At 65.1% G+C, this 25,984-nt stretch carries 23 protein-coding genes; 14 read left to right on the top strand and 9 right to left on the bottom strand.

All coding sequences use genetic code 11. The annotated features are described in order from the left end of the window. Nucleotides 1-62 precede the first annotated feature (62 nt). The 8 genes from C8N44_RS04730 to infB all read left to right on the top strand — a co-directional run bounded on the left by C8N44_RS04730 (nt 63) and on the right by infB (nt 9,293). Nucleotides 63-1,043 carry a TRAP transporter substrate-binding protein gene (locus C8N44_RS04730; protein ID WP_107975018.1) on the top strand — a complete coding sequence of 327 codons (981 nt, stop codon included), beginning with the start codon at nt 63-65 and terminating at the stop codon, nt 1,041-1,043. Nucleotides 1,044-1,064: 21 nt separating this feature from the next. Further along, nucleotides 1,065-1,553: a TRAP transporter small permease gene (locus tag C8N44_RS04735; protein ID WP_244640987.1), complete on the top strand. Its 489-nt coding sequence runs from the start codon at nt 1,065-1,067 to the stop codon at nt 1,551-1,553. Continuing rightward, a complete protein-coding gene (locus C8N44_RS04740; protein WP_107975020.1) occupies nt 1,550-2,854 on the top strand; it encodes a TRAP transporter large permease in 1,305 nt (434 codons plus the stop codon). The genes C8N44_RS04735 and C8N44_RS04740 overlap by 4 nt, the downstream gene beginning before the upstream one ends. Nucleotides 2,855-2,881: 27 nt before the next feature. Next, nucleotides 2,882-3,799: a methylenetetrahydrofolate reductase gene (locus tag C8N44_RS04745; RefSeq protein ID WP_107975021.1), complete on the top strand. Its 918-nt coding sequence runs from the start codon at nt 2,882-2,884 to the stop codon at nt 3,797-3,799. Between the two features lie 143 nt (nt 3,800-3,942). Further along, nucleotides 3,943-4,518 carry a ribosome maturation factor RimP gene (gene rimP / locus C8N44_RS04750; RefSeq protein WP_107975022.1) on the top strand — a complete coding sequence of 192 codons (576 nt, stop codon included), beginning with the start codon at nt 3,943-3,945 and terminating at the stop codon, nt 4,516-4,518. Between the two features lie 6 nt (nt 4,519-4,524). Further along, nucleotides 4,525-6,168, top strand: a complete 1,644-nt coding sequence (gene nusA / locus C8N44_RS04755) for a transcription termination factor NusA (protein WP_107975023.1) — start codon at nt 4,525-4,527, stop codon at nt 6,166-6,168. A gap of 2 nt (nt 6,169-6,170) precedes the next feature. After that, the gene (locus C8N44_RS04760) at nt 6,171-6,806 is read left to right on the top strand and encodes an RNA-binding protein (protein ID WP_107975024.1); all 636 of its coding nucleotides are present in this window, start codon (nt 6,171-6,173) and stop codon (nt 6,804-6,806) included. A gap of 9 nt (nt 6,807-6,815) precedes the next feature. Beyond that, nucleotides 6,816-9,293, top strand: a complete 2,478-nt coding sequence (gene infB, locus C8N44_RS04765) for a translation initiation factor IF-2 (RefSeq protein WP_107975025.1) — start codon at nt 6,816-6,818, stop codon at nt 9,291-9,293. Nucleotides 9,294-9,402: 109 nt separating this feature from the next. Here infB and C8N44_RS23540 read toward each other — a convergent pair whose 3' ends face one another. The 4 genes from C8N44_RS23540 to C8N44_RS04780 all read right to left on the bottom strand — a co-directional run bounded on the left by C8N44_RS23540 (nt 9,403) and on the right by C8N44_RS04780 (nt 12,222). Continuing rightward, entirely contained in the window at nt 9,403-9,543 is a 141-nt protein-coding gene (locus C8N44_RS23540; RefSeq protein WP_170121062.1) for a hypothetical protein, read from the bottom strand. 151 nt (nt 9,544-9,694) lie between these two features. Continuing rightward, nucleotides 9,695-10,093, bottom strand: coding sequence for an 8-oxo-dGTP diphosphatase MutT (gene mutT / locus C8N44_RS04770; RefSeq protein WP_107975026.1), 399 nt, complete (start codon nt 10,091-10,093; stop codon nt 9,695-9,697). A 22-nt stretch (nt 10,094-10,115) separates the two neighbouring features. Then, the gene (argJ, locus tag C8N44_RS04775) at nt 10,116-11,345 is read right to left on the bottom strand and encodes a bifunctional glutamate N-acetyltransferase/amino-acid acetyltransferase ArgJ (RefSeq protein WP_107975027.1); all 1,230 of its coding nucleotides are present in this window, start codon (nt 11,343-11,345) and stop codon (nt 10,116-10,118) included. Between the two features lie 4 nt (nt 11,346-11,349). After that, a complete protein-coding gene (locus C8N44_RS04780) occupies nt 11,350-12,222 on the bottom strand; it encodes a peptidylprolyl isomerase (protein WP_107975028.1) in 873 nt (290 codons plus the stop codon). Nucleotides 12,223-12,396: 174 nt separating this feature from the next. Between C8N44_RS04780 and secA the strand changes: the two genes are divergently transcribed. Together secA and C8N44_RS04790 are read left to right on the top strand one after the other, a co-directional pair. After that, complete coding sequence (gene secA, locus C8N44_RS04785; protein WP_107975029.1) at nt 12,397-15,216, top strand: preprotein translocase subunit SecA; 2,820 nt, start codon at nt 12,397-12,399, stop codon at nt 15,214-15,216. Nucleotides 15,217-15,335: 119 nt separating this feature from the next. Continuing rightward, the gene (locus tag C8N44_RS04790) at nt 15,336-16,910 is read left to right on the top strand and encodes a phosphate ABC transporter substrate-binding/OmpA family protein (protein WP_107975069.1); all 1,575 of its coding nucleotides are present in this window, start codon (nt 15,336-15,338) and stop codon (nt 16,908-16,910) included. Here C8N44_RS04790 and radC read toward each other — a convergent pair. The 4 genes from radC to cysQ all read right to left on the bottom strand — a co-directional run bounded on the left by radC (nt 16,907) and on the right by cysQ (nt 20,623). Continuing rightward, nucleotides 16,907-17,668, bottom strand: coding sequence for a RadC family protein (gene radC / locus C8N44_RS04795; protein ID WP_107975030.1), 762 nt, complete (start codon nt 17,666-17,668; stop codon nt 16,907-16,909). The two genes, C8N44_RS04790 and radC, sit on opposite strands and share 4 nt — an antisense overlap. Before the next feature lie 86 nt (nt 17,669-17,754). After that, the gene (galE, locus tag C8N44_RS04800; RefSeq protein ID WP_107975031.1) at nt 17,755-18,738 is read right to left on the bottom strand and encodes a UDP-glucose 4-epimerase GalE; all 984 of its coding nucleotides are present in this window, start codon (nt 18,736-18,738) and stop codon (nt 17,755-17,757) included. Between the two features lie 17 nt (nt 18,739-18,755). Continuing rightward, a complete protein-coding gene (gene galU, locus C8N44_RS04805) occupies nt 18,756-19,652 on the bottom strand; it encodes a UTP--glucose-1-phosphate uridylyltransferase GalU (RefSeq protein ID WP_107975032.1) in 897 nt (298 codons plus the stop codon). Nucleotides 19,653-19,825: 173 nt separating this feature from the next. Further along, nucleotides 19,826-20,623 (bottom strand): 3'(2'),5'-bisphosphate nucleotidase CysQ, encoded by a 798-nt coding sequence (cysQ, locus tag C8N44_RS04810; protein WP_107975033.1) that lies wholly within the window; start codon nt 20,621-20,623, stop codon nt 19,826-19,828. 235 nt (nt 20,624-20,858) lie between these two features. Here cysQ and C8N44_RS04815 point away from each other — a divergent pair, with 235 nt between their 5' ends. Next, a complete protein-coding gene (locus tag C8N44_RS04815; RefSeq protein WP_158274002.1) occupies nt 20,859-21,452 on the top strand; it encodes a COG3650 family protein in 594 nt (197 codons plus the stop codon). 3 nt (nt 21,453-21,455) lie between these two features. Here C8N44_RS04815 and C8N44_RS04820 read toward each other — a convergent pair whose 3' ends face one another. Continuing rightward, entirely contained in the window at nt 21,456-22,055 is a 600-nt protein-coding gene (locus tag C8N44_RS04820) for an alpha-ketoglutarate-dependent dioxygenase AlkB family protein (protein WP_107975035.1), read from the bottom strand. 203 nt (nt 22,056-22,258) lie between these two features. On the opposite strand from C8N44_RS04820, the gene dnaK reads away from it, so the two are divergent. The 3 genes from dnaK to C8N44_RS04835 all read left to right on the top strand — a co-directional run bounded on the left by dnaK (nt 22,259) and on the right by C8N44_RS04835 (nt 25,976). Beyond that, nucleotides 22,259-24,184 (top strand): molecular chaperone DnaK, encoded by a 1,926-nt coding sequence (gene dnaK / locus C8N44_RS04825; protein ID WP_107975036.1) that lies wholly within the window; start codon nt 22,259-22,261, stop codon nt 24,182-24,184. An 82-nt stretch (nt 24,185-24,266) separates the two neighbouring features. Beyond that, nucleotides 24,267-25,424 (top strand): molecular chaperone DnaJ, encoded by a 1,158-nt coding sequence (gene dnaJ / locus C8N44_RS04830; protein WP_107975037.1) that lies wholly within the window; start codon nt 24,267-24,269, stop codon nt 25,422-25,424. 285 nt (nt 25,425-25,709) lie between these two features. Further along, entirely contained in the window at nt 25,710-25,976 is a 267-nt protein-coding gene (locus tag C8N44_RS04835; RefSeq protein ID WP_107975038.1) for a YjhX family toxin, read from the top strand. The last annotated feature ends 8 nt before the right edge of the window (nt 25,977-25,984 follow it).

A 25,984-nucleotide genomic window follows, 5' to 3' on the forward strand; every position in this document is an offset into this window, starting at 1 on the left:
CCGGAAATACCCTCCGCCCCCTGCGGGAACGGGGGAATGCTAGTCTCACTGGGAGGAAGACAATGCAGATCAGGAAAGTTGTCGCAGGTGCCGCTCTTGCCGTGACCGCGGCCTTCGCAGCGCAGGCAGAGGAACTGAAATTCGCCAGTTTCACGCCGCCGTTCCACACCATCAACGCCAGCGTCATCGAACAATTGAACGAGGACCTGAGCGCCGCGACCGACGGCGAACTCACCGTTCGCGGCTACCACGGCGGCGAACTCGGGGCCGGCCCGGTCGAACAGTACGTCCGCGCGGTGCAGGGTGCCGCCGACATGGTCTGGGGCTTGCCCGGCTACACCTCCTCGCAGTTCGGCAAGACCATGATCGTGGAAATGCCCAACGCGATCCCGCTGGACACACCAGGTTACGAGGCGCTCTGGGCCGCCTACGAGGATCACCTCAAGTCCGAGTTCCCGGCCACCAAGCCGCTGGCGCTCTGGACCTCCGAACCCAACATCTTCATCATGAAGGACGCGGTCATCCGCCAGCCGTCCGACCTTGAAGGCCTCAAGGTCCGCGTCGCGGGCTCCACCGCCGCCAAAGTGGCCGAAGCGCTCGGCGCGACCCCGGTGCAGATGCCCATCAACCAGGTCTACAACGCGCTGCAGACCGGCCTCATCGACGGCGTCATCACCGGCGGCTCCACGCTGGCAGACTTCCGCCTCGACGAGGTGGCCAACAGCTACACGCTCGGCGCCAACCTCGGCCGTCTCGCGTTCTATACGGTGATGGGCCAGGGCGCCTACGACGCGCTGAGCGACGAGCACAAGGCCGCCATCGACGAAGCCGCGGGCATGGCGCTTTCCAAGTCCGCCGAGGAAGGCTGGTACGCCACCTCCGACGCCGCCATCGAGGCCGCGCGCGAGGCGGGCGACAACACCTTCGTCGACCTGTCCGAGGAAGAGGCACAGGCCTTCGAGGACGCCGTGGCCGACGTGGTCGACGCCTACGTCTCGGACGTAAACGGCGAGGATGCCCTTGCCGCGATGCGGGGCGAATAAGTGCTTGGCACGATCAGAAAAGTGGCGGACGGGCTCATCAGCCTGTCCGCTGCCATCGGCGCGCTGGGGCTCGTGGCCGAGACCGGGATCATCCTGGTCGACGTGATCGGCCGCGCCTTCGGAAGCCCCCTCTTCGGCAGCCAGGATCTCATCACCATGACCATGGTGATCCTCGTCTTCGGCGGGATGGCGCTTTGCGACCGCAACGGCGGCCACATCTCCGTCGACCTGCTCGAACGCAAGTTCCCCTCCGCCGTGAACCGCGTGATCGACATCACCGCCGCCCTTCTGGGCGCACTGATCTTCGGGTTCATCGCGTGGTCGGTCTGGGACAGCGCCCAGCTCAGCGTCATGCTGAACCTCTCCACCAATCTTCTCGGCCTGCCAAAGGCCTGGTTCCAGTGGGCCCTCTGTGCCTTCGCCGCGCTCACCGCCCTCGGCATGATGCTGCGCGCGCTGGAACTGATCGTCTCCGGACGTGACATACGCAAGGAATGGACCCAGTCATGAGTGCCAGCGCCATCGGCCTCACCGGCATCGTCGCGCTACTGATCCTGCTGATGCTCCGGATCCCCGTCGCCTTCGCCATGTTCCTGGTGGGCTTCCTCGGCATCTGGCAGCTCAACGGGTGGAATGCGGCCATGTCGCTGCTGTCCTCCGAGACCTTCACCCTCGCCTCGAACCCCGAGCTTGTCGTGGTCCCGCTGTTCATCCTGATGGGCAACGTGGCCAGCCACACCGGCATGAGCCGCCAGCTCTACGACGCCGCCTATGCCGCCATCGGCCAGGTGCGCGGCGGGCTGGCCTCGGCCACCGTCATCGGGTGCGGCGGTTTCGCGGCGCTCTCGGGCTCCTCGGTGGCCTCTGCCCTGACCATGGGAAAGGTCAGCCTAGCCCAGATGGACCGCTTCAATTACAATCCGCGCCTGTCGACGGGCTGCGTAGCCGCCGGCGGCACCCTTGGCATCCTGATCCCGCCCAGCACCGGCTTCGTCATTTACGCGATCCTCACCGAACAGAGCATCGGTAGGCTCTTCCTCGCCGGCGTTCTGCCCGGCATCCTGCTGCTGACCGCATTCGTGACCACTATCACACTGATCTGCTGGCTCCGCCCCGAGTACGGACCCGGGGGCCCCTCCACCACCTTTGCCGAGAAAACCCAGGCGATGGTCCGCGCCCTGCCGATCCTGCTCACGATCATGCTGACGATCGGCGGCATCTACGCCGGCTTCTTCTCGCCGGTCGAGGCCTCTGGCGTCGGCGCGGGCATCGCCATCCTCTACGGCGTCGTGACCCGCAGGCTGGACCTCAAGACCTTCTGGAACGCCTGCCAGGACAGCATCGTGACCACTGCGACGGTCATGCTCATCCTGATCGCGGCGCACCTCGTGAACCCCTTCCTGGCGCTCAGCCACATCCCCAGCGCCGTGGGCGACTTCCTGAACGCGATGGATCTCGGGGTGACCGGCACGCTGCTGGTGATCCTCGCGATCTACCTCGTGCTGGGCTGCTTCCTCGAAGGCTTCGCCATGCTGGTGCTGACCTTGCCGATCTTCTTCCCGGTGATCCTCGATCTCGGGATCGACCCGATCTGGTTCGGCGTTCTGGCGGTTCTGACGCTCGAGATGGGCCTCATCTCGCCTCCAGTAGGCATTAACGTCTTCATCGTAAAATCCGTCGCACCCAACGTCGATCTGGGGGAGATCTTCCGCGGGGTGCTGCCCTTCTGGACCGCGATGGTCGTGACGCTGATCCTGCTGGTCGCGTTCCCGCAGATCTCGCTGTTCCTGCCGGACACGATGATCAACTGACCGAGTTACCTCAGGGAGGAGGATTCCATGGCTATTCTGAACTTCGGCAAGTCCAAGGCTGGCGCCAGCCGCCGCGCCGCCCGAATGCTCGACGGCTACTCGATCGAGGTGATGCCGCGCACTGCCTCCAAGATCGAAGACTTCCGCGAGGTGCTGCCCAAGGGCACGCGCGTCTACATCGCCCATATCGAGGGCACGCCCATCGACGAGATGGTCGCCACCACGAAGCGCCTGACCGACGAGGGCTTTGCGCCGATGCCCCACGTGCCCGCGCGGCTCGTGAAGGACCGCGCAGAGCTCGACCTCTGGCTCAAGCGCTACGCTGAGGAAGGCGGTGCCGACCAGGCCCTCGTGCTCGCGGGCGGCCCCAAGAGCCCGGCAGGTGACTTCGACAGCTCCATGCAGCTGCTTGAAACCAGGCTCTTCGACGCCCACGGCTTTGGCCGTCTGCATGTGGCAGGCCACCCCGAAGGCAACCCCGACATCGACGCCGACGGCTCCACCAGGCTGGTGGACGATGCCGCCCGCTGGAAGCAGGACTTCGCCGAGCGTACCGACGCCGACATGGCGATGGTCACGCAGTTCGCCTTCGACGCCGCCCCGGTGATCGACTGGATGAAGCGCCTCGACGCCGCCGGCATCAACCTGCCCGTGCACGTCGGTGTCGCCGGTCCGGCCAAGCTCCAGACCCTCATCAAGTTCGCCATCGCCTGCGGCGTCGGGCCCTCGCTCTCGGTGCTCCAGAAGCGCGCCAAGGACGTGAGCCAGCTGATTCGCCCCTTCGAACCCACGTCAGTGCTCGAAGACCTCGCCTCCCGCGCGGACGAGTTGCCCGAAGGCCAGCTCGCGGGCATCCACGTCTTCCCGCTCGGCGGCATCCGCGCCGCGGCCGACTACGCCGCGCGCACGACGGACGAGGGAACGGGCGTCTCAGCGAGAGGCTGACGCCCCATTCCCTCTTGCACAAAGGGCGACGCCCCTCTATATCCGCTTCATCAGCGGCGCGCCGGGGTCCAAACCGGCGCTCCACCGGAGCGATGTAACGGGCCGTTGGCCCGTTTTTTTGTTTCTCAGACACCGAGGACGCCATGTCCGAGTCAGACCTCATAGCCAAATCTCCGATGGATCAACGCCTGGCCGAGATCCTGACCCCCGCCATCGAGGGCATGGGGTTCGAGCTCGTGCGCCTGCGGCTGATGGGGGGCAAGACCCCCCTTCTGCAGATCATGGCCGAACGACCCGATGGCACCATCGAAGTTGACGACTGCGCCGAGATCTCGACCGCCGTCAGCGCCCTCCTGGATGTCGAGGACCCGATCACCGACAACTACACGCTCGAAGTCTCGAGCCCCGGCATCGACCGCCCCCTGACCCGCTTCAAGGATTTCGAGGCTTTCGAGGGCTTCGAGGCCAAGCTCGAGACCTCCGAGCTGATCGAGGGCCGCAAGCGATTCCGCGGCGTGCTCGCCGGGACCGACGGCACCGAGATCCTGATAAACGTCGATGAGGGCACCATAGGGCTCGACTTCAGCTGGCTTACCGATGCCAAGCTCGTCATGACCGACGAACTGGTGCGCGAGATGCTTCGTGCCCGCAAGGCGGCGCACGTGGAAGACGGACAATACGATGAAATCGAGGCCGACGGGCGGCCTGACGAGGAGTAAAGACAGATGGCTATCACCTCTGCCAACCAGCTTGAGCTCTTGCAGACCGCCGAAGCGGTTGCGCGGGAAAAGATGATCGACCCGTCCCTGGTGGTCGAGGCTATGGAGGAATCCCTCGCTCGTGCCGCCAAGTCGCGCTACGGCTCGGAAATGGACATCCGCGTGTCCATCGACCGCCGCACCGGCCGCGCCACCTTCACTCGCGTCCGCACCGTGGTCGAGGATGACGAGCTCGAGAACTATCAGGCCGAGATGACCGTCGAGCAGGCCAAGCAGTACATGGCCGATCCCAAGGTCGGTGACACCTATTCCGAGGAAGTCCCGCCCGTCGAACTCGGCCGGATCGCGGCCCAGAGTGCCAAGCAGGTTATCCTGCAGAAGGTGCGCGAAGCCGAACGCGACCGTCAGTACGACGAGTTCAAGGATCGCGCAGGCACGATCATCAACGGCGTCGTCAAGCGCGAGGAATACGGCAACGTCATCGTCGACGTCGGCCGTGGCGAAGCGATCCTGCGCCGCAACGAAAAGATCGGCCGCGAGGCCTACCGCCCCGGCGACCGCATCCGCTGCTACATCAAGGATGTCCGCCGCGAGACGCGCGGCCCGCAGATCTTCCTCAGCCGTACTGCACCCGAGTTCATGGCCGAGCTCTTCAAGATGGAAGTGCCCGAAATCTACGACGGCATCATCGAGATCAAGGCCGTCGCCCGTGACCCCGGTTCGCGCGCCAAGATCGGCGTCATCTCCTACGACGGCTCCATCGACCCGGTCGGCGCCTGCGTCGGCATGCGCGGCAGCCGCGTGCAGGCCGTCGTGAACGAGCTTCAGGGCGAGAAGATCGACATCATCCCGTGGTCGGACGACATGCCCACCTTCCTGGTGAACGCGTTGCAGCCAGCCGAGGTCTCCAAGGTGGTGCTCGACGAAGACGCCGAGCGTATCGAGGTCGTGGTCCCCGACGAGCAGCTGTCGCTGGCCATCGGCCGCCGCGGCCAGAACGTGCGCCTCGCCTCGCAGCTGACCCACCTCGACATCGACATCATGACCGAGGAAGAGGAAAGCCAGCGTCGCCAGAAGGAATTCGAGGAACGCACCCAGCTCTTCATGGACACGCTGGACCTCGACGAATTCTTCGCCCAGTTGCTGGTCTCCGAAGGCTTCACCAACCTCGAAGAGGTCGCCTACGTCGAGCAGGACGAGCTTCTCGTGATCGACGGTGTCGACGAGGACACCGCGACCGAGCTTCAGACCCGTGCCCGCGAACACCTCGAGGAACAGGCCCGCAAGGCGCTGGAAAACGCCCGCGCGCTTGGCGCCGAGGAAAACCTCATCGCCTTCGAGGGGCTTACCCCCCAGATGGTCGAGGCGCTTGCCAAGGACGACATCAAGACGCTCGAGGACTTCGCCACCTGCGCCGACTGGGAACTCGCCGGCGGCTGGACCACGGTCGACGGTCAGCGGCACAAGGACGATGGCCTGCTCGAACCCTTCGACGTCGGCCTCGAGGAAGCCCAGAACATGGTCATGACCGCACGCGTCATGCTCGGCTGGGTCGACCCCGAGGAACTCACCGCCGACTCGGCGGACGAGCGCGAGGACGAGGATGACGGCGAGACCGAATCCGAGACCGAAACGGAGCAGCAGGACTGAGCATGAGTCGCGGCGGAAACGACAAGGACCGGGAGCTCGGACCCGAGCGGAAATGCATCGCCACGGGCGAGGTGCATCCGAAATCGGACCTTGTCCGCTTCGTCGTCGGGCCCGATTCCGCGATTGTGCCCGATCTGGCTGGAAAACTGCCGGGACGAGGTATATATGTCTCAGCCAATCGCGCTGCGCTGGATCGTGCGGCGCGCAAAGGGCTCTTTTCCCGTGCCGCAAAGGCCCCGGTGACGGCGCCCGACGGACTACCGGCCTTGGTGGAATCCTTGCTGGCCCGCCGCGTCATCGATCTTGTCAGCCTTGCACGCAAGTCCGGGGCGGCCGTGGCCGGCTACGAGAAGGTCAAGGACTGGCTCCAGAAGGAAGAGGCCCGGGTCCTGATCCAGGCCGACGATGGCTCGGAACGGGGCAAGTCGAAGCTGAGCACCCCCTACGGGGGCGACTACATCGGATGGCTCACGGCGGACGAACTCGGTGCCGCCTTCGGCCGGGAAAAGGTGATCCATGCAGCGCTTGGCGCTGGCGGTCTGTCAGCGCGTGTTGTAGGGGAAGCACAACGTTTGAAGGGTCTACGCGCCGGAGGGTCCGGCGCGGAACGCGGCGGCAGGGGCCGTCGGAAAGGATGAAGAAGCTTTATGAGCGATAACGACGGCAAAAAGACATTGGGTCTGCGCGGTGGCCCCCGATCGGGCAACGTGAAGCAAAGCTTCAGCCACGGCCGCACCAAGAACGTCGTGGTGGAAACCAAGCGCAAGCGCACCGTGGCCAAACCCGCAGCCGGTACCGGCAAGGGTGGACCCGGCGCAGCGGGCGGTAGCGGCAAGCGTCCCGGCGGCATCACCGACGCCGAGATGGAACGCCGGCTGAAGGCATTGCAGGCCGCCAAGGCGCGCGAAGCCGACGAGCAGGCCAAGCGCGAGGCCGAGGAAAAGGCCCGCGCCGAAGAGCGCGAACGCATGCGCGCCGAAAAGGAACAGAAAGAGCGCGAGCAGCGCGAGGCCGAAGAGCGCGCCAAGGCGAAAGCCGAGGAAGAAGAGCGCAAGGCCCGCGAGGCAGCCGAAGCGGCACGCGTGGCCGATCAGCCCGCCGCCGAACCCGCTCCCAAGGCTGCCGACAACACCCGCGGCAAGACCAAGGAAGCCCCCCGCAAGACGGAGCGCGAGCGCGACGACCGCAACACTCGCGGCAAGGGCCGTGGTGGTGACGACGGCAACCGGCGCTCCGGCAAGCTGACGCTGAACCAGGCGCTCTCCGGCGGCGAAGGCGGCCGGCAGAAATCGCTCGCGGCGATGAAGCGCAAGCAGGAACGCCAGCGCCAGAAGGCGATGGGCGGCTCCCAGCAGCGCGAGAAGGTCGTGCGCGACGTTCAGCTGCCCGAGACGATCACGGTGGCAGAACTCGCCAACCGTATGGCCGAACGTGTCGGTGACGTCGTCAAGGCGCTCATGCAGAACGGCGTGATGGCGACGCAGAACCAGACCATCGACGCCGATACCGCCGAACTCATCATCGAGGAATTCGGCCACCGCATGACGCGCGTTTCCGACGCCGACGTCGAGGATGTCATCAAGGAAGTCGAGGACGCCCCCGAGGACCTGCTGCCCCGTCCCCCGGTCATCACGATCATGGGCCACGTGGACCACGGCAAGACCTCGCTGCTCGACGCGATCCGCGATGCCAAGGTGACCGCAGGCGAAGCCGGCGGGATCACGCAGCACATCGGCGCCTATCAGGTGCAGACCGATAGCGGCGCGACGCTCAGCTTCCTCGACACCCCCGGCCACGCGGCCTTCACCTCCATGCGCTCGCGCGGCGCACAGGTGACGGACATCGTGGTGCTGGTGGTGGCGGCCGACGACGCGGTGATGCCGCAGACGGTCGAAGCCATCAATCACGCGAAGGCCGCCGGCGTTCCGATGATCGTGGCGATCAACAAGATCGACAAGCCCGAGGCGAACCCCACCAAGGTGCGCACCGACCTTCTCCAGCACGAGATCGTGGTCGAGGAGATGTCCGGTGACGTGCAGGATGTGGAAGTCTCGGCGCACACCGGTCAGGGCCTGGACGAGCTGCTCGAAGCCATCGCGCTTCAGGCAGAGATCCTCGAGCTCAAGGCCAACCCGAACCGCGCCGCACAGGGCGCCGTCATCGAGGCGCAGCTCGACGTGGGCCGCGGCCCCGTGGCCACCGTTCTGGTCCAGCACGGAACCCTGCGCCGGGGCGACATCTTCGTCGTGGGCGAGCAGTACGGCAAGGTTCGCGCGCTCATCAACGACAAGGGCGAGCGCGTCGAAGAAGCCGGTCCGTCGGTTCCGGTCGAGGTGCTTGGCCTCAATGGCACACCCGAGGCAGGCGACGTGCTGAACGTCGTCGAGACCGAGGGTCAGGCCCGCGAAATCGCCGAGTACCGCCAGCAGGCGGCCAAGGACAAGCGTGCCGCGGCAGGTGCCGCCACCTCGCTCGACCAGCTTCTGGCCAAGGCCAAGGAAGACGAAAACGTCAGCGAGCTGCCGATTCTCGTCAAGGCCGACGTGCAGGGCTCGGCCGAGGCCATCGTCCAGGCGATGGAGAAGATCGGCAACGACGAGGTCCGTGTGCGCGTGCTGCACTCCGGCGTGGGCGCCATTACCGAATCCGACATCGGCCTTGCCGAAGCGTCGGGATGCCCGGTGATCGGCTTCAACGTCCGGGCCAACGCACCGGCACGGAACGCGGCGAACCAAAAGGGCGTGGAAATCCGCTACTACAGCGTGATCTACGACCTGGTCGACGACGTGAAGGCAGCGGCCTCCGGCCTTCTCTCGAACGAGATCCGCGAGAAATTCATCGGCTACGCCCAGATCAAGGAGGTCTTCAAGGTCTCCGGGGTCGGCAAGGTCGCGGGCTGCCTCGTCACCGAAGGGATTGCACGCCGCTCCGCCGGTGTCCGCCTCCTGCGCGACGACGTGGTGATCCACGAAGGCACACTGAAGACGCTCAAGCGCTTCAAGGACGAGGTATCCGAGGTCCAGTCGGGTCAGGAATGCGGTATGGCCTTCGAGAACTACGAGGACATTCGTCCCAACGACGTGATCGAAATCTTCGAACGCGAGGAGATCGAGCGGTCCCTGTGACCGCTCGGCTCGGGCCGGTCCGATCACCTGAACAGGCCACTAGCAAAATAAAAAGGGGAGGCATCTAGCCTCCCCTTTTTATATGTGCGTGAGCGTGATGGGCTTTGATTTAGGCAGGGGCACCAGTCATCACGGGAAGACCCGTGAACACCTGATTGCCGACACGAACTGCGATGCGGCCATCGGGAAGTGTCTTCTCGAGAAGACCCTGAACCGAATGGCAGCTGCCCATGATGATAGTCTTCAGCATACCGATTCCTCCCAACCTTTGGTGGGAACCTTTTTAACGGATCATGCGTTAACAAATCCATAATAAAATCTCAGCAAAAGAATCATATTTTGTGCAACCAGGGTGCACAAGGAATAGTCACACTGGACTGTTACTCATTTTCCTTGACGCTTCAAATCCAATCGCGCAGCAGCGGGATCAGCGGCACGTCAGCTGCAGGCATCGGGTAGTTGCGCAGCTCGCGCCCTCTCACCCACTTCAGCACCTGGCCCTCGCGCGCCTGCGGGACGCCTTCCCACTTCCGACAGATGAACAGCGGCATCAGCAGATGGAAATCATCGTAGGAATGCGAGGCGAACGTCAGGGGCGCCAGGCAGCTCTGCCAGGTACCGATCCCGAGTTCTTCCTGGAGCTCCCGGATCAATGCGGCCTCCGGCGTTTCGCCGGTCTCGACCTTTCCACCGGGGAATTCCCACAGGCCCGCCATGGACTTGCCCTCGGGCCGCTGTGCCAACAGCACGCGCCCTTCAACATCCACGAGCGCCACGGCCGAAACCAGGACCATCTTCATGCGGGATCTCCCCTGCCCGTCTCTACGAGCGGTAGTCGGCGTTGATCGAGATGTAGCCGTGCGTCAGATCGCAGGTCCAGACCGTCGCCGCCCCCGAGCCGAGTCCCAGGTCCACCCCGATCTCGATCTCGGGCTGCTTCATCTTCGCCGCGCCCTGTTCCTCGCTGTAGGACGGAGAGACCCAGCCTTTCTCGGCCACGAGAACATCGCCAAAGCGGATGGTCAGCAGGTCCCTGTCCGCCGCAGCGCCGGACTTGCCGATCGCCATCACGATGCGGCCCCAATTGGGATCCTCACCGGCCACGGCTGTCTTGACCAGCGGCGAATTGGCGATGCTCAGCGCATGGGTTCGCGCATCCGCATCGCTCTCTGCGCCAGTGACCGCGATTGTGACGAACTTCGTAGCGCCCTCGCCGTCGCGGACAACCTGATGCGCAAGGTCTAGCATGACGCCTTCAAGCGCCTCTGCAAACGCGCTGTCCTGCGCGCCGACCTCGACCCCCGAAGCCCCCGTCGCGCCCATGAGAAGTGTGTCGGACGTCGAGGTATCGCTGTCCACGGTTATGCAGTTGAAGGTCCGCTCGTTGATCGCCGAAATCATGCCCTGAAGGTCGGTGCGGCTCATCTTTGCATCGGTGAAAATGTAGACCAGCATCGTCGCCATGTCCGGCGCAATCATGCCGGAGCCCTTGGCAATACCCGCGATCTTGACGCGGCCCTGCGGCAGATCCACCTCGGCCGTCGCCCCCTTGGGGAAGGTGTCGGTCGTCATGATCGCCTTGGCGGCACTCTCGATCCCGGCGGGATCGAGCCCCTCGACCAGTTCGTCGAGCTTCGCGGTGATCCGCTCGTGCTTGAGCGGCTCGCCGATCACGCCCGTCGAGGAGGTGAAGACACGCGTGTCCGGAAGGCCCGTGGCCTTCGCCACGGCAGCCGTGACATGGCCAACCGCCTCTTCGCCGTTCTTCCCGGTAAACGCGTTCGCGTTCCCCGAATTCACGAGGATCGCCGCGCCATCTGGCGCTTCGCCCCCGATCTTGCGCTGGCAGTCCAGCACCGGGGCGGCCCGTGTGGCCGACCGGGTAAAGACCCCTGCCACGACGCTGCCCGGATCGAGGAGGGCGAGCATGACGTCAGTACGGCCCTGGTAGCGAACCCCGGCCTGAACGGTCGCGAAGCGCACCCCGTCGATGACGGGGAGCGCCGGAAAGCCCTCGGGCGCCAGCGGCGAACGGGCAAGCGTCTTGGCCACGGGATCAGTCCTGCAGAAGATCGAGCTGGTTGAGAACGGTCGGGTCCACGCCCTCGAGATCGGCGCGATCCACCTCGGCTTCCGCCAGCTGGCTGTCGATATAGTCGGACACGGCCTGCTGCTGGATCTGCTGGGTCAGCTCTCCGCGCACCTCTTCAAGCGCCGGCGCCTCGGCGGTGCGGGTCTCGTTGAGCTTGATGACGTGCCAGCCGAACTGCGTCTGCACCGGCTCCGAAACCGTGCCGACCTCCATTTGCTCGACCGCCTTCTGGAAGGAATCGACCATCATGCCGGCACCGAACCAGCCAAGCTGACCGCCGTTCGGCCCCGACGGACCGGTCGAGTTTTCGCGGGCAAGTTCGGCGAAATCAGCACCTTCGTTCAACTGCGTGACCAGCGCCTGCGCCTCTTCCTCGGTCTCGACAAGGATGTGGCTGGCGTTGAACTCCGTGCCCTGGTCGGCGTTCGCATAGGTCTCGTCGTAGGCCGCCTGAAGCGCCTCTTCGGTCACGGCCTCGTCTGCGATCTTCTCGATCGCCACGGCAGCCATCAGCGAGCGGCGCTCGTTCTCGACGGCGACCTGCACCCGGCGGTTCTCTTCGGCCTGATCGCTCTGGCTCAGGACTTCCTGCTGGATCAACTGATCGACAATGCCGTCCCACAGAACGTCCGGCGAAAGCTGCGCGTACTGCTCGGGAAGGGCCGCGCGAACCATCAGCATGTTGCCGATCGTGATCTCGGTGCCGTTCACCGTGGCGACCACGGTGTCGGCCGTGACATCCTGTGCCGACTCTTCGCTGCTCTCCTGTGCCTGCGCGGGCAGCGCGAGGCCAACGGCCAGCGCCGCGGCCGACAGCTTCATCAGGGTTCTGGGCATTGATTCGTCCTTGTAGCCTTGCCGTCCCCGGGGGTCGGCGTTGACAGTTAAAGAACGGCCCCTTACATCGCCCTGCAGGCTCTGCGAGGCCGGTCGTTCCTTCCGTCATATGGGCTGTGTGCGAGGCGGGCAAGCAGATGCCGCACACGAAGCTGTCAATCAGGTTGGACGTTCATGCTGGGAAGATTCGCGCGCAAGGTGTTCGGGACCCCCAATGACCGCAAGGTCAAGGCGACCCGCCCGCTGGTCGAGAAGATCAATGCGCTGGAACCCGAATTCGAGGCGCTTGATGACGCTAGCCTGATATCCAAGACCGAGGAATTCAAGAAGCGGATCGCCGATGGCGAAAGCCTCGACAACCTTCTGCCCGAGGCCTTCGCCAACTGCCGCGAAGCCGCCAAGCGGACCCTCGGCCTGCGCGCCTTCGACGTCCAGCTCATGGGCGGCATATTCATGCACCAGGGCAACATCGCCGAGATGAAGACCGGCGAAGGCAAAACGCTCGTCGCCACCTTCCCAGCCTACCTCAACGCGCTCGTCGGGCGCGGCGTCCACATCGTGACGGTGAACGACTATCTCGCCCGCCGCGACGCCGACTGGATGTCCAAGGTCTACGGCGCGCTGGGGCTGACCACCGGCGTGGTCTATCCCCGCCAGCCCGAAGACGAGAAAAAGCAGGCATATGCCGCCGACGTCACCTACGCGACGAACAACGAACTCGGCTTCGACTACCTGCGCGACAACATGAAGTCCGAGCTGGACCAGATCCACCAGCGCGACCACTACTTCGCCATCGTCGACGAGGTGGACAGCATCCTGATCGACGAGGCCCGTACGCCGCTGATCATCTCCGGCCCCTCGCAGGACCGATCCGAGCTCTATACCGGCGTCAACCGTCTCGTGCCCGAGCTCACCGACGAGCACTACGAGATCGACGAGAAAACCCGCAACGTCACCTTCACCGACGAGGGCAACGAATATCTCGAGCAGCAGCTGCACGCCCGCGGCCTGCTCCCCGAAGAGCAGACGCTCTACGATCCCGAAAGCACGACGGTCGTTCACCACGTCAACCAGGCGCTCAAGGCGCACAAGCTCTTCAACAAGGACAAGGACTACATCGTTCGCGACGGCGAAGTCGTCCTGATCGACGAATTCACCGGCCGCATGATGGCCGGTCGCCGCCTCTCCGACGGCCTCCACCAGGCCATCGAGGCCAAGGAAGGCGTCAAGATTCAGCCCGAGAACGTGACGCTCGCCAGCGTGACCTTCCAGAACTACTTCCGCCTCTACGACAAGCTCTCGGGCATGACCGGCACCGCCACGACCGAGGCCGAGGAATTCGCCGAGATCTACAAGCTCGGCGTGGTCGAGGTGCCCACCAACCTGCCCATCGCGCGGATCGACGAGGATGACGCCGTCTACCGCACGGGTCAGGAGAAATACGCCGCCATCGTCGAGGCCATCAAGGAAGCTCACGAGAAGGGCCAGCCGGTCCTCGTCGGCACGACCTCTATCGAGAAATCCGAGATGCTCTCGGCCCTGCTCAAGAACGCCGGCCTCAAGCACAACGTGCTGAACGCCCGTCAGCACGAACAGGAAGCCCAGATCGTCGCCGACGCGGGCAAGCTCGGAGCGGTCACGATCGCCACGAACATGGCCGGCCGCGGCACCGACATCAAACTGGGCGGCAACGTGGAATTCCAGATCATGGAAGCCATCGCCGCCAATCCCGACCGCCACCCCGACGAGATCCGCGCCGAGATCGAGGCGCAGCACGACGCCGACGAGGAAGCGGTCAAGAAGGCCGGCGGCCTTTTCGTTCTGGCCACCGAACGTCACGAAAGCCGCCGCATCGACAACCAGCTGCGCGGTCGCTCCGGCCGTCAGGGCGACCCCGGCCGGTCCTCCTTCTTCCTGTCGCTCGAAGACGACCTGATGCGCATCTTCGGCTCGGATCGGCTCGACAAGGTGCTGAGCGGTCTCGGCATGAAGGACGGCGAGGCAATCGTGCACCCCTGGGTGAACAAGTCGCTCGAACGCGCGCAGGCCAAGGTCGAGGGTCGCAACTTCGACATCCGCAAGCAGCTGCTCAAGTTCGATGATGTCATGAACGACCAGCGCAAGGTGATCTTCGCCCAGCGCCGCGAGATCATGGAAGCGCAGGATCTCTCCGAGATCGTGCAGGACATGCGCCACGAGGTGATCGACGAACTGGTCGACATCTACGCGCCGCCCCGCGCCTATGCCGACCAGTGGGATGTTCAGGGTCTATATGCCGCCTGCCTCCAGAGGCTTGGCATCGACGAGCCGGTGATCTCTTGGGCCGAGGAAGACGGCGTCGACCAGGACGTGCTGCGCGAACGGCTCGAGGCGGCCTCCGACAAGCTCATGACCGAAAAGGCCGAGGCCTTCGGCCCCGACACCATGCGCCAGATCGAAAAGCAGGTGCTCCTGCAAACCATCGACACCAAGTGGCGTGACCATCTCCAGACACTGGAACACCTGCGCTCCGTCGTCGGCTTCCGCGGCTACGCCCAGCGCGATCCGCTGAACGAATACAAGACCGAAGCCTTCCAGCTTTTCGAGCGCATGCTCGAGACCCTGCGCGAGGACGTAACCGAAAAGCTCAGCCAGGTCCGCCCGATGTCCGAGGACGAACAGCGCGCCCTGATCGACCGCTTCCGGCAGCAGCAGGACGCGGTGCGCGAGAACGCGCAGCCAAAGCGCGAGCCCGAACCCGCGGTCGCCGGTGCCGCCGCCGCGGCGGCCACCGCAGGTGCCGCGGCCGAGGGCGAAGCCGCCACCACCACCGGTCCTGCCACCGCGCAGCAGCCGCAGCCGGTTGATGTCGACGTCGACGCCGAGGCGCCCCAGCCTCTGGTTGATGGTTTCGTCGAAACCGATCCCGCGACCTGGGGCAATCCCGGCCGGAACGAGGCCTGCCCCTGCGGCTCGGGCAAGAAGTTCAAGCACTGCCACGGCAAGCTGGTCTGAGCCTCGGGCTCTGACCGCCTGCCGTCCCGGCACCGCGGGATGACAGCTTTCGGGTGTTGAAAAAGATCTTCGGACACCCGAAAATCATCCCGATACGGGACTGGACCGAGACGGATTTCATGGTGACGTTGCGTGCGGCGATCTTCGCCGCACTTTTCTTTTTGTCGGCGCTCGCCGCAGTGCTGCCCTCGGCGACCCAGGCTCAGGACATCACCCTGCGGTCCCGCGACGGAGCAATCGAACTGTCGGGGACCCTGCTCGGCTTCGACGGCGAGTTCTATCGCATCGACACCGACTACGGCGAACTGACCGTGGATGGTACGGGGGTGCGCTGCATCGGCGTCGGCTGCCCGTCACTCACCGACTTCGTGGCCGACCTGACGATCTCGGGCTCCGGCACCATCGGTGACGTGCTCCTTCCCGCCCTGATCGAGAGCTTCGCACTGCGCAACGGTCTGCGCGCCCAACGCGAAACCGGCAGCGAGACCGGTTTCAGCTACACCCTCTCCGACGGAAGCGACGGCCGGACGGTGGGACGCTTTCGCCTGCGGATCGGCACGACGGACAGCGGCTTTGCCGACCTTCTCGACGGGCGCGCGGACATGGTCATGGCCCTCCGCGAAATCCGCCCCGAAGAGGAAGAGGCCGCGCAGCAGGCGGGCGTCGGCAACCTCTCCCACGCGAACCGCAGCCATGTCCTCGCCCTCGACGCGCTGGTGCCCGTCGCGGCCCATGGCAACCCCGTCGACACGATCTCGCCCGCCGATCTCGCCGGGGTGCTGGCCGGACGGATCACCAACTGGCAGGCCCTCGGCGGGCCCGATGCGCCTGTCACCGTCCACCTGCGCAACGCGGGCTCGGGCCTCGCCCAGGGCATGGCAGACCAGCTTCTGCGCCCCTCCAGTGTAGACCTGCGCGCAGGCGTGGTCCGCCACGACTCAAACGCGGCTCTCGCCCGGGCGGTCGCGGACGATCCGTTCGGGATCGGTATTGCCTCACACTCCGAAATCGGACCAGCGCGCGCCATGGTCCTGACGGGCGACTGCGGCTTCCGCCTCCGCGCCACGTCGCGCAACATCAAGACCGAGGACTACCCGCTCACCGCCCCCATGTTCCTCTACACGCCCGCGCGCCGCCTGCCGGCGCTGGCGCGCGATTTCCTCGCCTTCACCCGCTCGGATGCCGCGCAGCCGGTGATCCGGCGTGCAGGCTTCGTCGATCAGGCCCCCGAGGAGATCCCGCTCGACCTGCAGGGCGACAGGCTGGCCAATGCCATCGCCGTGGCGCGTGGCGAGGACGGCCTGCGCCGCCTCCGCGACATGACGCGCACGCTCGGCGAGCTGCGCCGCCTCAGCATCTCCTTCCGCTTCGAACCCGGCTCCATCCGCCTCGACGCGCAATCGCGCTCCAACGTGGGGCGGCTCGCCAGCGCGCTTGAGACCGGCCGCCACGACAACCGGCGGCTTGTCTTCGTGGGCTTCTCGGACGGACAGGGCCCCCACGATGCGAACCTCGCGATCGCGGCCGAGCGCGCCGAAACCGTGCGCCGCGCCGTGACAGACGCCGCCGAGACCGCGGATTTCGACCGGATCGACATCTCGACGCTCGCCTATGGCGAGGCTCTGCCCATGGCCTGCGATGACAGCGAATGGGGCCGCGAGGCCAACCGGCGTGTGGAAGTCTGGCTGCGCTAGAGCAGCCCCTCCGAGCGGAAGCTGAGCTCCGTCGACTTGCCGATGATCAGGTGATCGTGGAGCGTGATCCCCAGCGTCCGGGCCGCCTCTTCGACCTTGCGGGTCATCTCGATATCCGCGGCACTCGGGGTCGGATCGCCCGACGGGTGGTTGTGCACCAGGATCAGCGCCGTCGCGTTCAGCTCCAAAGCGCGCTTCACCACCTCACGGGGATAGACTGGCACGTGATCCACCGCCCCGCGCCCCTGCGCCTCGTCCGCGATCAGGACGTTCTTGCGGTCGAGAAAGAGCACGCGGAACTGTTCGATCTCGCCATGTGCCATGGCCGTCTGACAGTAGGAGATCAGCGCCGACCAGCTGCTGATGATGCTGCGCTGCATGACCCGCGACCGCGCGAGGCGATGCGCCGTGGCTTCCACCAGCTTCAATTCGCAGATCACCGCGTCCCCGACGCCCTTCACCTCCGCCAGCCGTGCGGCCGGTGCCGAGACGACGGTGTTGAAGTCCCCGAACCGGTCCAGCAATTCGCGCGCCAGCGGTTTCACGTCCTTCCGCGGGATCGCCCGGAAGAGCAGCAGTTCCAGAAGCTCGTAGTCGGGAAGCGCCTCGGGGCCGCCCTGCATGAACCGCTCGCGCAGGCGGGTGCGGTGATCGCGGAGATACGAAGGCACCCGGACCGCCGGCGCCGCGTATTCGGGCGCTTCGTCCGGCGCGAAGAGCGCGCCCTGGTTTTCTGAGAATTCGTGGCCCTGCATCATGGCCACAGTAGACGCCGCACCTGGTTATCGCCCGGTTAACGGTGGCTGGGGGCAGACGGAAAGATCCCGCCCGCCCCGGCCTTTCCCTAGGCGGTGTATTCGCCGTTCTTGTGCCAGCGCCAGGCGTCGGCGATCATCTGCGGCATCGTCGAAAGACCCGGCTCCCAGCCGAGCTCTTCACCCGCCCGAGTCGAGCCCGACACAAGCTTGGTCGCGTCGCCCGCACGGCGCGGACCTTCGCTGTGGGGCACCTCGCGGTTGGTCACCGCCCCGGCCGCGTCGATCGCCTCGCGCACCGAGAAGCCGCGCCCGGTCCCGAGGTTGAAGACACGGCTGGGCTTTCCGTCCTCGAGCCACTTCAGCCCGAGCACATGCGCCTGCACGAGGTCCATCACGTGCACGTAGTCGCGCACGCAGGTCCCGTCGGGCGTGTCGTAGTCGGTGCCGTTCACCGTCAGCCCGTCGCGCTTGCCGTCGATCGCCTCCAGCATGACCGGGATCAGGTGCGTCTCGGGGCGGTGATGCTCCCCGATCTCGCCCTCGGGGTCCGCGCCCGCCACGTTGAAGTAGCGGAAGATCACGTGCCTCAGCCCGTGCGAGTTGCCGAAGTCCCGCAGGATATCCTCCACCGCCCGCTTGGAGGCGCCGTAGGCGTTCAGCGGGATCTGCGGTGTCTCCTCGTCCAGAACCACGTTGTCATGTTCACCGTAGGTCGCGCAGGTCGAGGAGAAGACGAAGTTCATGCAGCCTGCATCGCAGGCCGCCTCGATCAAGGTCAGCGACCCCCCCACATTGTTGCGCCAGTAGAGGCCGGGCTTGGCCATGGCCTCGCCCACCTGACTCAGCGCCGCGAAATGCATGACTGCAACGGGCGCGTATTTCTCAAACACTTCGTCGAGCCTCGCCCTGTCATGCAGGTCGCCCTGCTCGAAGGGGCCGAACTTCACGGCGTCGGACCAGCCGGTACACAGGTTGTCGTAGGTCACCGGCGAATAGCCGGCTGCCTTCAAAAGCTTACAAGCGTGGCTGCCGATATACCCGGCGCCACCGGTAACCAATACATTTGTCACGCTCCGAAACCCCGGACCTACTGCGCTGCGCTGCGCGCGGCCATCACATCCTGGAGGTAGGCGTCTAGATCGTCGCGCAGGTCATCCCGTGCAAGGCCGAACGCCACCGTCGCCTGCAGGAACCCCGCCTTGGAGCCGCAGTCGAACCGCTGACCGCGGAAGCGGAACCCGTAGACCCCGGTCTTGTCCTCACCGATCTCGCGGGCGATCGCATCGGTCAGCTGGATCTCCCCACCTGCGCCGGTTTCGGCCGCCTCGAGGTTCTTCATGATCTGCGGCGAAAGGATATAGCGCCCGATCACGGCCAGGTTGGAAGGCGCCTCTTCCGGCTTCGGCTTTTCGACCATGCCGTTGACCGAGACGATCGACCCCATGTCTTCCTTGATGTCGAGAACGCCGTAGGACTTGGTCTTTTCCTGCGGCACTTCCATCGCCGCGACCATGTTGCCGCCGGTTTCCTGGTAGGCATCCACCATCTGCTTGAGACAGGACGTTTCGGCCGCGATCACATCGTCGGGCAGGATCACGGCAAAGGGTTCGTCGTGGATCATCCGCCGCGCGCACCACACCGCGTGGCCCAGACCCAGCGCCTTCGCCTGACGCAGGTAGGCGATCTGGCCGGATTCCATGTTCGTGCTCTGGAGGATCTCGAGAAGATCGCCCTTGCCCTTGGCCTCGAGCTCCTGCTCGAGCGCCGGCGAATGGTCGAAGTAGTCCTCGAGCGCGCTCTTGCCCTTGGCGGTGACGAAGATGAACTCCTCGATGCCGGCGGCACGGGCCTCGTCGATGGCGTATTGGACAAGCGGGCGGTCGACCAAGGTCATGATTTCCTTGGGAACCGATTTGGTCGCCGGGAGAAAGCGGGTCCCCATGCCCGCAACCGGGAAAATGGCCTTGGTGACTTTGGTTTGCATCTGACTGTTCCTCTGTCGATCTGCGTGGCGAAAGACGTCATGCAAGCAGAATTATATGGGATGTAAGGCGACGTTGACACCGGACGGACTGGAGTTGCCAGTTCAACCGACCTGTATTCTAAGCAATTTGCCGCCGGAACGGGCACTTATGGACCCGACCGGCCGGATTCGGCTCAGGCCTCCTTCAGCTCGACTCCAGGCGCATAGGCGATGAAGAACGGGTTCGCGTAGCCCTGCTTGCCATAGGCGAGCGGCGTATGGTCATCGTAGCGGACGACCTGGCCACCCGCCCCGGCAAGCACCGCATGGCCCGCGGCCGTGTCCCACTCCATGGTGCGGCCCAGGCGCGGGTAGAGATCCGCTTCCCCCGTCGCCACGAGGCAGAACTTCAGCGAGGATCCCGCGCTGGTCATGTCCTTGACGTTGTACTTGCCGATGTAGGCGTCGGTCGCCTCGTCGCGGTGCGACTTGGATGCGACCACCATCAGCGACCCGTTGTCGGGGTCCGACACGTGGATCGGCTTGGTCTCGCCCGGGGTTTCCGGATCGAAGGGCCCCTGCTCCTCGACGGACTTGCCGACGCTGTCGGTGTAGAACATCCGCTTGCGGGCCGGTGCGTAGACCACGCCGCGAACCGGCACACCGTCTTCGACCAGCGCGATGTTTACCGTGAAATCGCCGCGACGCTTCACGAACTCCTTGGTGCCATCCAGGGGATCGACGATCAGGAAGGTTGCCGCCGAAAGATCGTGGCTGTCCGCCTGTTCCTCGGTCACCAGAGCCACGTCCGGAAAAGCCTCGCGGAGACCGGCAGAAATCAGGGCGTCCGCTGCTTCGTCCGCTTCCGTCACCGGGCTTTCGTCCGACTTCGACTTCACCTCGAAATCATCGGACTCGTAGATCTCCATGATCTTGTCTCCGGCTTCGAGCGCAAGCCGGCGCATGACCGTAGTCAACTCGCCATAGTTCAAAGTACTACCTCATATTCATTGTTTGCGCCCCGCGGTGGACTGCGCATTGATCTAAATCTCGAGCCTACTTATGGTTCCTTTGACCATGGTCGGCAAGGACAGGCACCCCACAACCCTAACGGGAATCAAGTGGAGCTCGCAAATGTTTCAAACACAGGCGTTCCTTGTTCGACTGCGCCCCGCTGACCCCGCCTCGGCCCCTCGCATTTTTAGTTCTGTGCGCTCGACAATGCCGGTGCTGGCCCTTGTTTTCACCTTGATCGCCACGGCGGCACCGGCCCAGGATCTTCCCGCCCTCTACGACGTGACCGGCGTCGCGCAGGATGACGTGCTGAACGTCCGCACGGCCCCCTCTTCCGACGCTCCCGTGATCGGCACACTTTCGCCGGGCGAAAACGGTGTGGAGATCGTGCGCACCAATCCGGCAAGCACCTGGGCACAGCTCAACATCGAGGGGCGGCAGGGCTGGGCCTCACTCAACTTCCTCGCCCGGCGCCGTGGCAGCGCCCTGCCGGAGGCACCTTGGCTGCGCTGCTTCGGCACCGAACCCTTCTGGTCGCTCGACGCGGCCCAGACCGGCCGCGCCACCTTCCGCACCCCGGAAGAAACCCTCTCACTTAGCGCCGGAACCATAGATGCCGCGCAGGGCCAGACCCGCCCCTTCGTCCTCCGGACGGAGGCCACAGACCTTTCGGCCACCGTCGTGATCCGCCCCGGCGAATGCAGCGACGGCATGTCCGACAACCGCTACGGCCTCTCGGCGGCGCTGCTTTTCCAAGGCAGCCGAGACAACTTCCTCGCCGGGTGCTGTTCGCTCGAAACGCGCTGATCCTCAGGTCACGACACGCAGGGTGAGGTTGATGCGCCCGCCCTGCGGCAGCAGCGTCGAGGATCCGAACCTGATGCGATCCACCCCGTGATGGCGCAGGCGCGCCTCGCCGCCCATCACCACCACGTCGCCGGATTTCAGCCAGACGGACTCGGTCTTGCCGCCGCGCTCTTCGTTGCCCATCCGGAACATGCCCTCGTCGCCCAGCGACACCGAAACCACCGGCTCACCGAAATCCGTCTCGTCGCGGTCCTGGTGCAGCCCCATGCGCGCGCCCTCGCCGTACCAGTTGATCAGGCAGCACTCCGGATCGCGCGCCGACCCCGAGACCTCGCGCCAGATCTCCAGCACCTGCGCTGGGATCGGCGGCCAGGGCTGACCATCCGGATGCGTCTCGGAATAGCGGTACCCCTTGCGGTCGGTGATCCAGCCATACTCTCCAGCCGCACTCATCCGCACCGACATCGGCCGGCCCCGCGGCGTGACCGGCTGCACCAGCGGCGCCTCCTGCAGAACACCCCGCAGGGTCTCGACAAGACGCTCCTGTGCCGGGCGGTCCAGAAAGCCGTGATGGATGACAAAGCCCCTGCGTTCGGTCCTCATACCGTGCACTCCCCGCAAATAACGTCGGAAAACCTGCGAAAATGGGGCCGCGGCGCCGCTTGCAGGCACTTGGACCCCTCCTTATATACCCTCCGAACGCAGCGGACCGGCTTTTCGGTCCGCGCCTCAATCAATGCGGGGCGGGATGCCGGAACGGGTCTGCAGCCTCGCGACATCGCCTTGACTATGAAAGGGATCGAAACATGGGCAAAGTGATTGGTATCGACCTCGGCACCACCAACTCCTGCGTCGCCATCATGGATGGCAGCCAGGCACGCGTGATCGAGAACTCCGAAGGCGCACGCACCACGCCTTCGATCGTCGCCTTCACCGAAGACGAACGTCTCGTGGGCCAGCCGGCCAAGCGCCAGGCGGTCACCAACCCGACCAACACCATCTTCGGCGTGAAGCGCCTCATCGGCCGCAGGTACGATGACAGCGACCTCGCCAAGGACAACAAGAACATGCCGTTCGAGATCATCGATGGCGGCAACGGCGACGCCTGGGTCAAGGCCCGCGGCGAAAAGTACAGCCCCTCGCAGATCTCGGCCTTCATCCTCGGCAAGATGAAGGAAACCGCCGAAAGCTACCTCGGCGAAGAAGTCGACCAGGCGGTCATCACCGTCCCGGCCTACTTCAACGACGCACAGCGTCAGGCCACCAAGGACGCCGGCAAGATCGCGGGCCTCGAAGTGCTCCGCATCATCAACGAGCCGACGGCCGCCGCTCTGGCCTATGGTCTCGACAAGAAGGAAACCAAGACGATCGCGGTCTATGACCTCGGCGGTGGTACCTTCGACGTGACCATCCTGGAAATCGACGACGGTCTCTTCGAGGTGAAGGCCACCAACGGTGACACCTTCCTCGGCGGCGAAGACTTCGACATGCGCGTGGTCAACTACCTTGCCGACGAGTTCAAGAAAGAGCACGGCATCGACCTGACGCAGGACAAGATGGCCCTGCAGCGTCTGAAGGAAGCCGCGGAAAAGGCCAAGATCGAGCTCTCCAGCTCCAGCCAGACCGAGATCAACCAGCCGTTCATCTCGATGGGCTCCAACGGCCAGCCGCTGCACATGGTCATGAAGCTGACCCGCGCCAAGCTGGAAAGCCTCGTGGGTGACCTCATCAAGGGCTCCATCAAGCCCTGTCAGGCCGCGCTGAAGGATGCCGGCATCTCCACCGACGAGATCGACGAGATCGTTCTGGTCGGCGGTCAGACCCGCATGCCCAAGGTGGTCGAGGAAGTGACCAAGTTCTTCGGGAAAGAGCCCCACAAGGGCGTGAACCCCGACGAGGTCGTCGCCATGGGTGCCGCCATTCAGGCCGGCGTCCTGCAAGGTGACGTTAAGGACGTGGTCCTGCTCGACGTGACGCCGCTGTCACTCGGCATCGAGACGCTGGGTGGCGTGTTCACGCGCCTGATCGACCGCAACACCACGATCCCGACCAAGAAGTCGCAGATCTTCTCGACCGCCGAGGACAACCAGAGCGCCGTGACGATCCGCGTCTTCCAGGGTGAACGCGAGATGGCTGCCGACAACAAGATGCTCGGCCAGTTCAACCTCGAGGAAATCCCGCCGGCCCCGCGTGGCATGCCCCAGATCGAGGTGACCTTCGACATCGACGCCAACGGCATCGTGTCGGTCGGCGCCAAGGACAAGGGCACCAACAAGGAGCAGAAGATCACGATCCAGGCGTCGGGCGGTCTGTCGGACGACGACATCGAGCGCATGGTCAAGGAAGCCGAGGAAAACGCTGACGCCGACAAGGCGCGCCGCGACCTCGTCGAAGCCAAGAACCAGGCCGAAAGCCTTGTCCACGCCACCGAGAAGTCGGTCGAGGAACACGGCGACAAGGTCGACCCGACCACGGTCGAAGCCATCGAACTGGCAGTCTCCGCTCTCAAGGAAGACCTCGAGAAGGACGACGTCACCGCCGAGAAGATCAAGTCCGGCATCCAGAACGTGACCGAAGCGTCCATGAAGCTGGGTGAGGCGATCTACAAGGCGCAGTCCGAAGACGGTGGCGACCAGCCCGAGGCAGACTCCTCGGAAGGTGGTTCGGCATCGAGCGACGACGACATCGTCGACGCCGACTTCGAGGACCTGGACGACAACAAGCGGGCGTGAGGCCCGACCTCGGAACCCGAAACGGGGCCGGTCCGGACACCGGGCCGGCCCTTCGCGTTCCGCCTGAAGGAGAGCATGAAGAATGTCCAAACGCGACTATTACGATGTGCTCGGCCTGAAAAAGGGCGCCTCCGCGGACGAGATCAAGAAGGCCTATCGCAAGAAGGCCAAGGAACTTCATCCCGACCGCAACAAGGACGACCCGCAGGCCGAAACGCAGTTCAAGGAAGCCAACGAGGCCTACGAGGTTCTCAAGGACGAAGAGAAGAAAGCGGCCTATGACCGCTTCGGCCACGCGGCCTTCGAAGGCGGCATGGGCGGCGGCGGCGGCCGTCCCGGTGGCGGCGGCATGGGCGGCAACGCCGATTTCGCCAGTGCCTTTTCCGACGTCTTCGACGATCTCTTCGGCGACTTCATGGGCGGACGCGGCCAGGGCGGCGGACGTCGCCGCGCCGCGCGCGGGGCCGACCTGCGCTACAACATGCGCGTCACGCTGGAAGAGGCCTACATCGGCCTCCAGAAGACGATCAACGTCCCCACCAGCGTGCAGTGCACGGCCTGCAGCGGCTCCGGCTCCGAGGGCGGCGCCGAACCCACCACCTGCCCGACCTGCTCGGGCATGGGCAAGGTGCGGGCCACCCAGGGGTTCTTCACCGTTGAACGGTCCTGCCCGACCTGCTCGGGTCTCGGACAGATCATCAAGAATCCCTGCCAGAGCTGCGGCGGCGCCGGCCGCGTCCAGAAGGAGCGCGCGCTGTCGGTGAACGTCCCCGCGGGCGTCGAAACCGGGACCCGCATCCGTCTGGCCGGCGAAGGCGAGGCCGGCATGCGCGGCGGGCCTCCGGGCGATCTCTACATCTTCATCGAGGTCGAACCCCACCCGATCTTCGAGCGTGACGGACCGAACCTTCAGTGCCGCGTGCCGGTCTCGATGATCTCGGCCGCGCTCGGTGGCGACATCGAGGTGCCGACCATCGACGGCGGCCGCTCGCGGGTGAAGATCCCCGCCGGCAGCCAGTCCGGACGCCAGATGCGCCTGCGCGGCAAGGGCATGCCCGGCCTGCGTGGCCCGGGTCACGGCGACATGTTCATCGAACTGGCCGTCGAGACGCCGGTGAACCTCACCAGCCGCCAGAAAGAACTCCTGCGCGAGTTCGAGGAGCTGAGTGAGGAGAATAACCCCGAATCCAAGAGCTTCTTCTCCTCGGTGAAGAACTTCTGGGATTCGATGAAGGGCTGATCCCCTCCGCATCGGCATCAGTTGCAAAGGCCGCAGCCCCGCGCTGCGGCCTTTTTGCGTCGCCCCCGGCCTTCGCCACCGGCGGACCTTGCGTCAACGCCTAAGAGCCCCGATATAGGGTCCACCACAAGGCCGCGGCACGGCGCCCGGCCCTTTATGGAGAGTGGATGTTAGAGCTTGTGTGACACGGCTCTCTGACGACCAGAGAGCCACGTGATCCCGGAACCGCCGGTCCCGCGCCTCGCGCGACCGGCTACGTTTTCACGTCCGTCATACGAGACATCCATGAACATCTCACGCAACGAACAACGTGCCCTGCACGTTCTGGCACTCGGCGGCCGCATTCTCCACGAGCGCGGCGAAGGCAGCCGGAAGATCACCCATGTCACCTGCGTCACGCGCGAAGGCACGATCCTCAGCGATTGCGACCTGAAGACATTTCAGGCCCTGCGCCGCAAGCGCCTGATCGAATCCCGCTCCGGCGGTCCCTACCGCATCTCGCGGCGCGGCCGCATCTCGGTGCGCGCGCAGCTCGACAACCAGGGCGGCTGACAACGAAA

The sequence above is a fragment of the Allosediminivita pacifica genome (genome assembly GCF_003054175.1).
In the GTDB taxonomy this organism is placed as follows: domain Bacteria; phylum Pseudomonadota; class Alphaproteobacteria; order Rhodobacterales; family Rhodobacteraceae; genus Allosediminivita; species Allosediminivita pacifica.

Bases quoted from the DNA above. Each gene is read 5' to 3' on its own strand.
- C8N44_RS04730 (WP_107975018.1), top strand. From the start codon at position 63: ATGCAGATCAGGAAAGTTGTCGCAGGTGCCGCTCTTGCCGTGACCGCG.
- C8N44_RS04740 (WP_107975020.1), top strand. From the start codon at position 1,550: ATGAGTGCCAGCGCCATCGGCCTCACCGGCATCGTCGCGCTACTGATC.
- C8N44_RS04745 (WP_107975021.1), top strand. From the start codon at position 2,882: ATGGCTATTCTGAACTTCGGCAAGTCCAAGGCTGGCGCCAGCCGCCGC.
- rimP (WP_107975022.1), top strand. From the start codon at position 3,943: ATGTCCGAGTCAGACCTCATAGCCAAATCTCCGATGGATCAACGCCTG.
- nusA (WP_107975023.1), top strand. From the start codon at position 4,525: ATGGCTATCACCTCTGCCAACCAGCTTGAGCTCTTGCAGACCGCCGAA.
- C8N44_RS04760 (WP_107975024.1), top strand. From the start codon at position 6,171: ATGAGTCGCGGCGGAAACGACAAGGACCGGGAGCTCGGACCCGAGCGG.
- infB (WP_107975025.1), top strand. From the start codon at position 6,816: ATGAGCGATAACGACGGCAAAAAGACATTGGGTCTGCGCGGTGGCCCC.
- C8N44_RS23540 (WP_170121062.1), bottom strand. From the start codon at position 9,543: ATGCTGAAGACTATCATCATGGGCAGCTGCCATTCGGTTCAGGGTCTT.
- mutT (WP_107975026.1), bottom strand. From the start codon at position 10,093: ATGAAGATGGTCCTGGTTTCGGCCGTGGCGCTCGTGGATGTTGAAGGG.
- C8N44_RS04780 (WP_107975028.1), bottom strand. From the start codon at position 12,222: ATGCCCAGAACCCTGATGAAGCTGTCGGCCGCGGCGCTGGCCGTTGGC.
- secA (WP_107975029.1), top strand. From the start codon at position 12,397: ATGCTGGGAAGATTCGCGCGCAAGGTGTTCGGGACCCCCAATGACCGC.
- C8N44_RS04790 (WP_107975069.1), top strand. From the start codon at position 15,336: ATGGTGACGTTGCGTGCGGCGATCTTCGCCGCACTTTTCTTTTTGTCG.
- radC (WP_107975030.1), bottom strand. From the start codon at position 17,668: ATGATGCAGGGCCACGAATTCTCAGAAAACCAGGGCGCGCTCTTCGCG.
- galU (WP_107975032.1), bottom strand. From the start codon at position 19,652: ATGCAAACCAAAGTCACCAAGGCCATTTTCCCGGTTGCGGGCATGGGG.
- C8N44_RS04820 (WP_107975035.1), bottom strand. From the start codon at position 22,055: ATGAGGACCGAACGCAGGGGCTTTGTCATCCATCACGGCTTTCTGGAC.
- dnaK (WP_107975036.1), top strand. From the start codon at position 22,259: ATGGGCAAAGTGATTGGTATCGACCTCGGCACCACCAACTCCTGCGTC.
- dnaJ (WP_107975037.1), top strand. From the start codon at position 24,267: ATGTCCAAACGCGACTATTACGATGTGCTCGGCCTGAAAAAGGGCGCC.
- C8N44_RS04835 (WP_107975038.1), top strand. From the start codon at position 25,710: ATGAACATCTCACGCAACGAACAACGTGCCCTGCACGTTCTGGCACTC.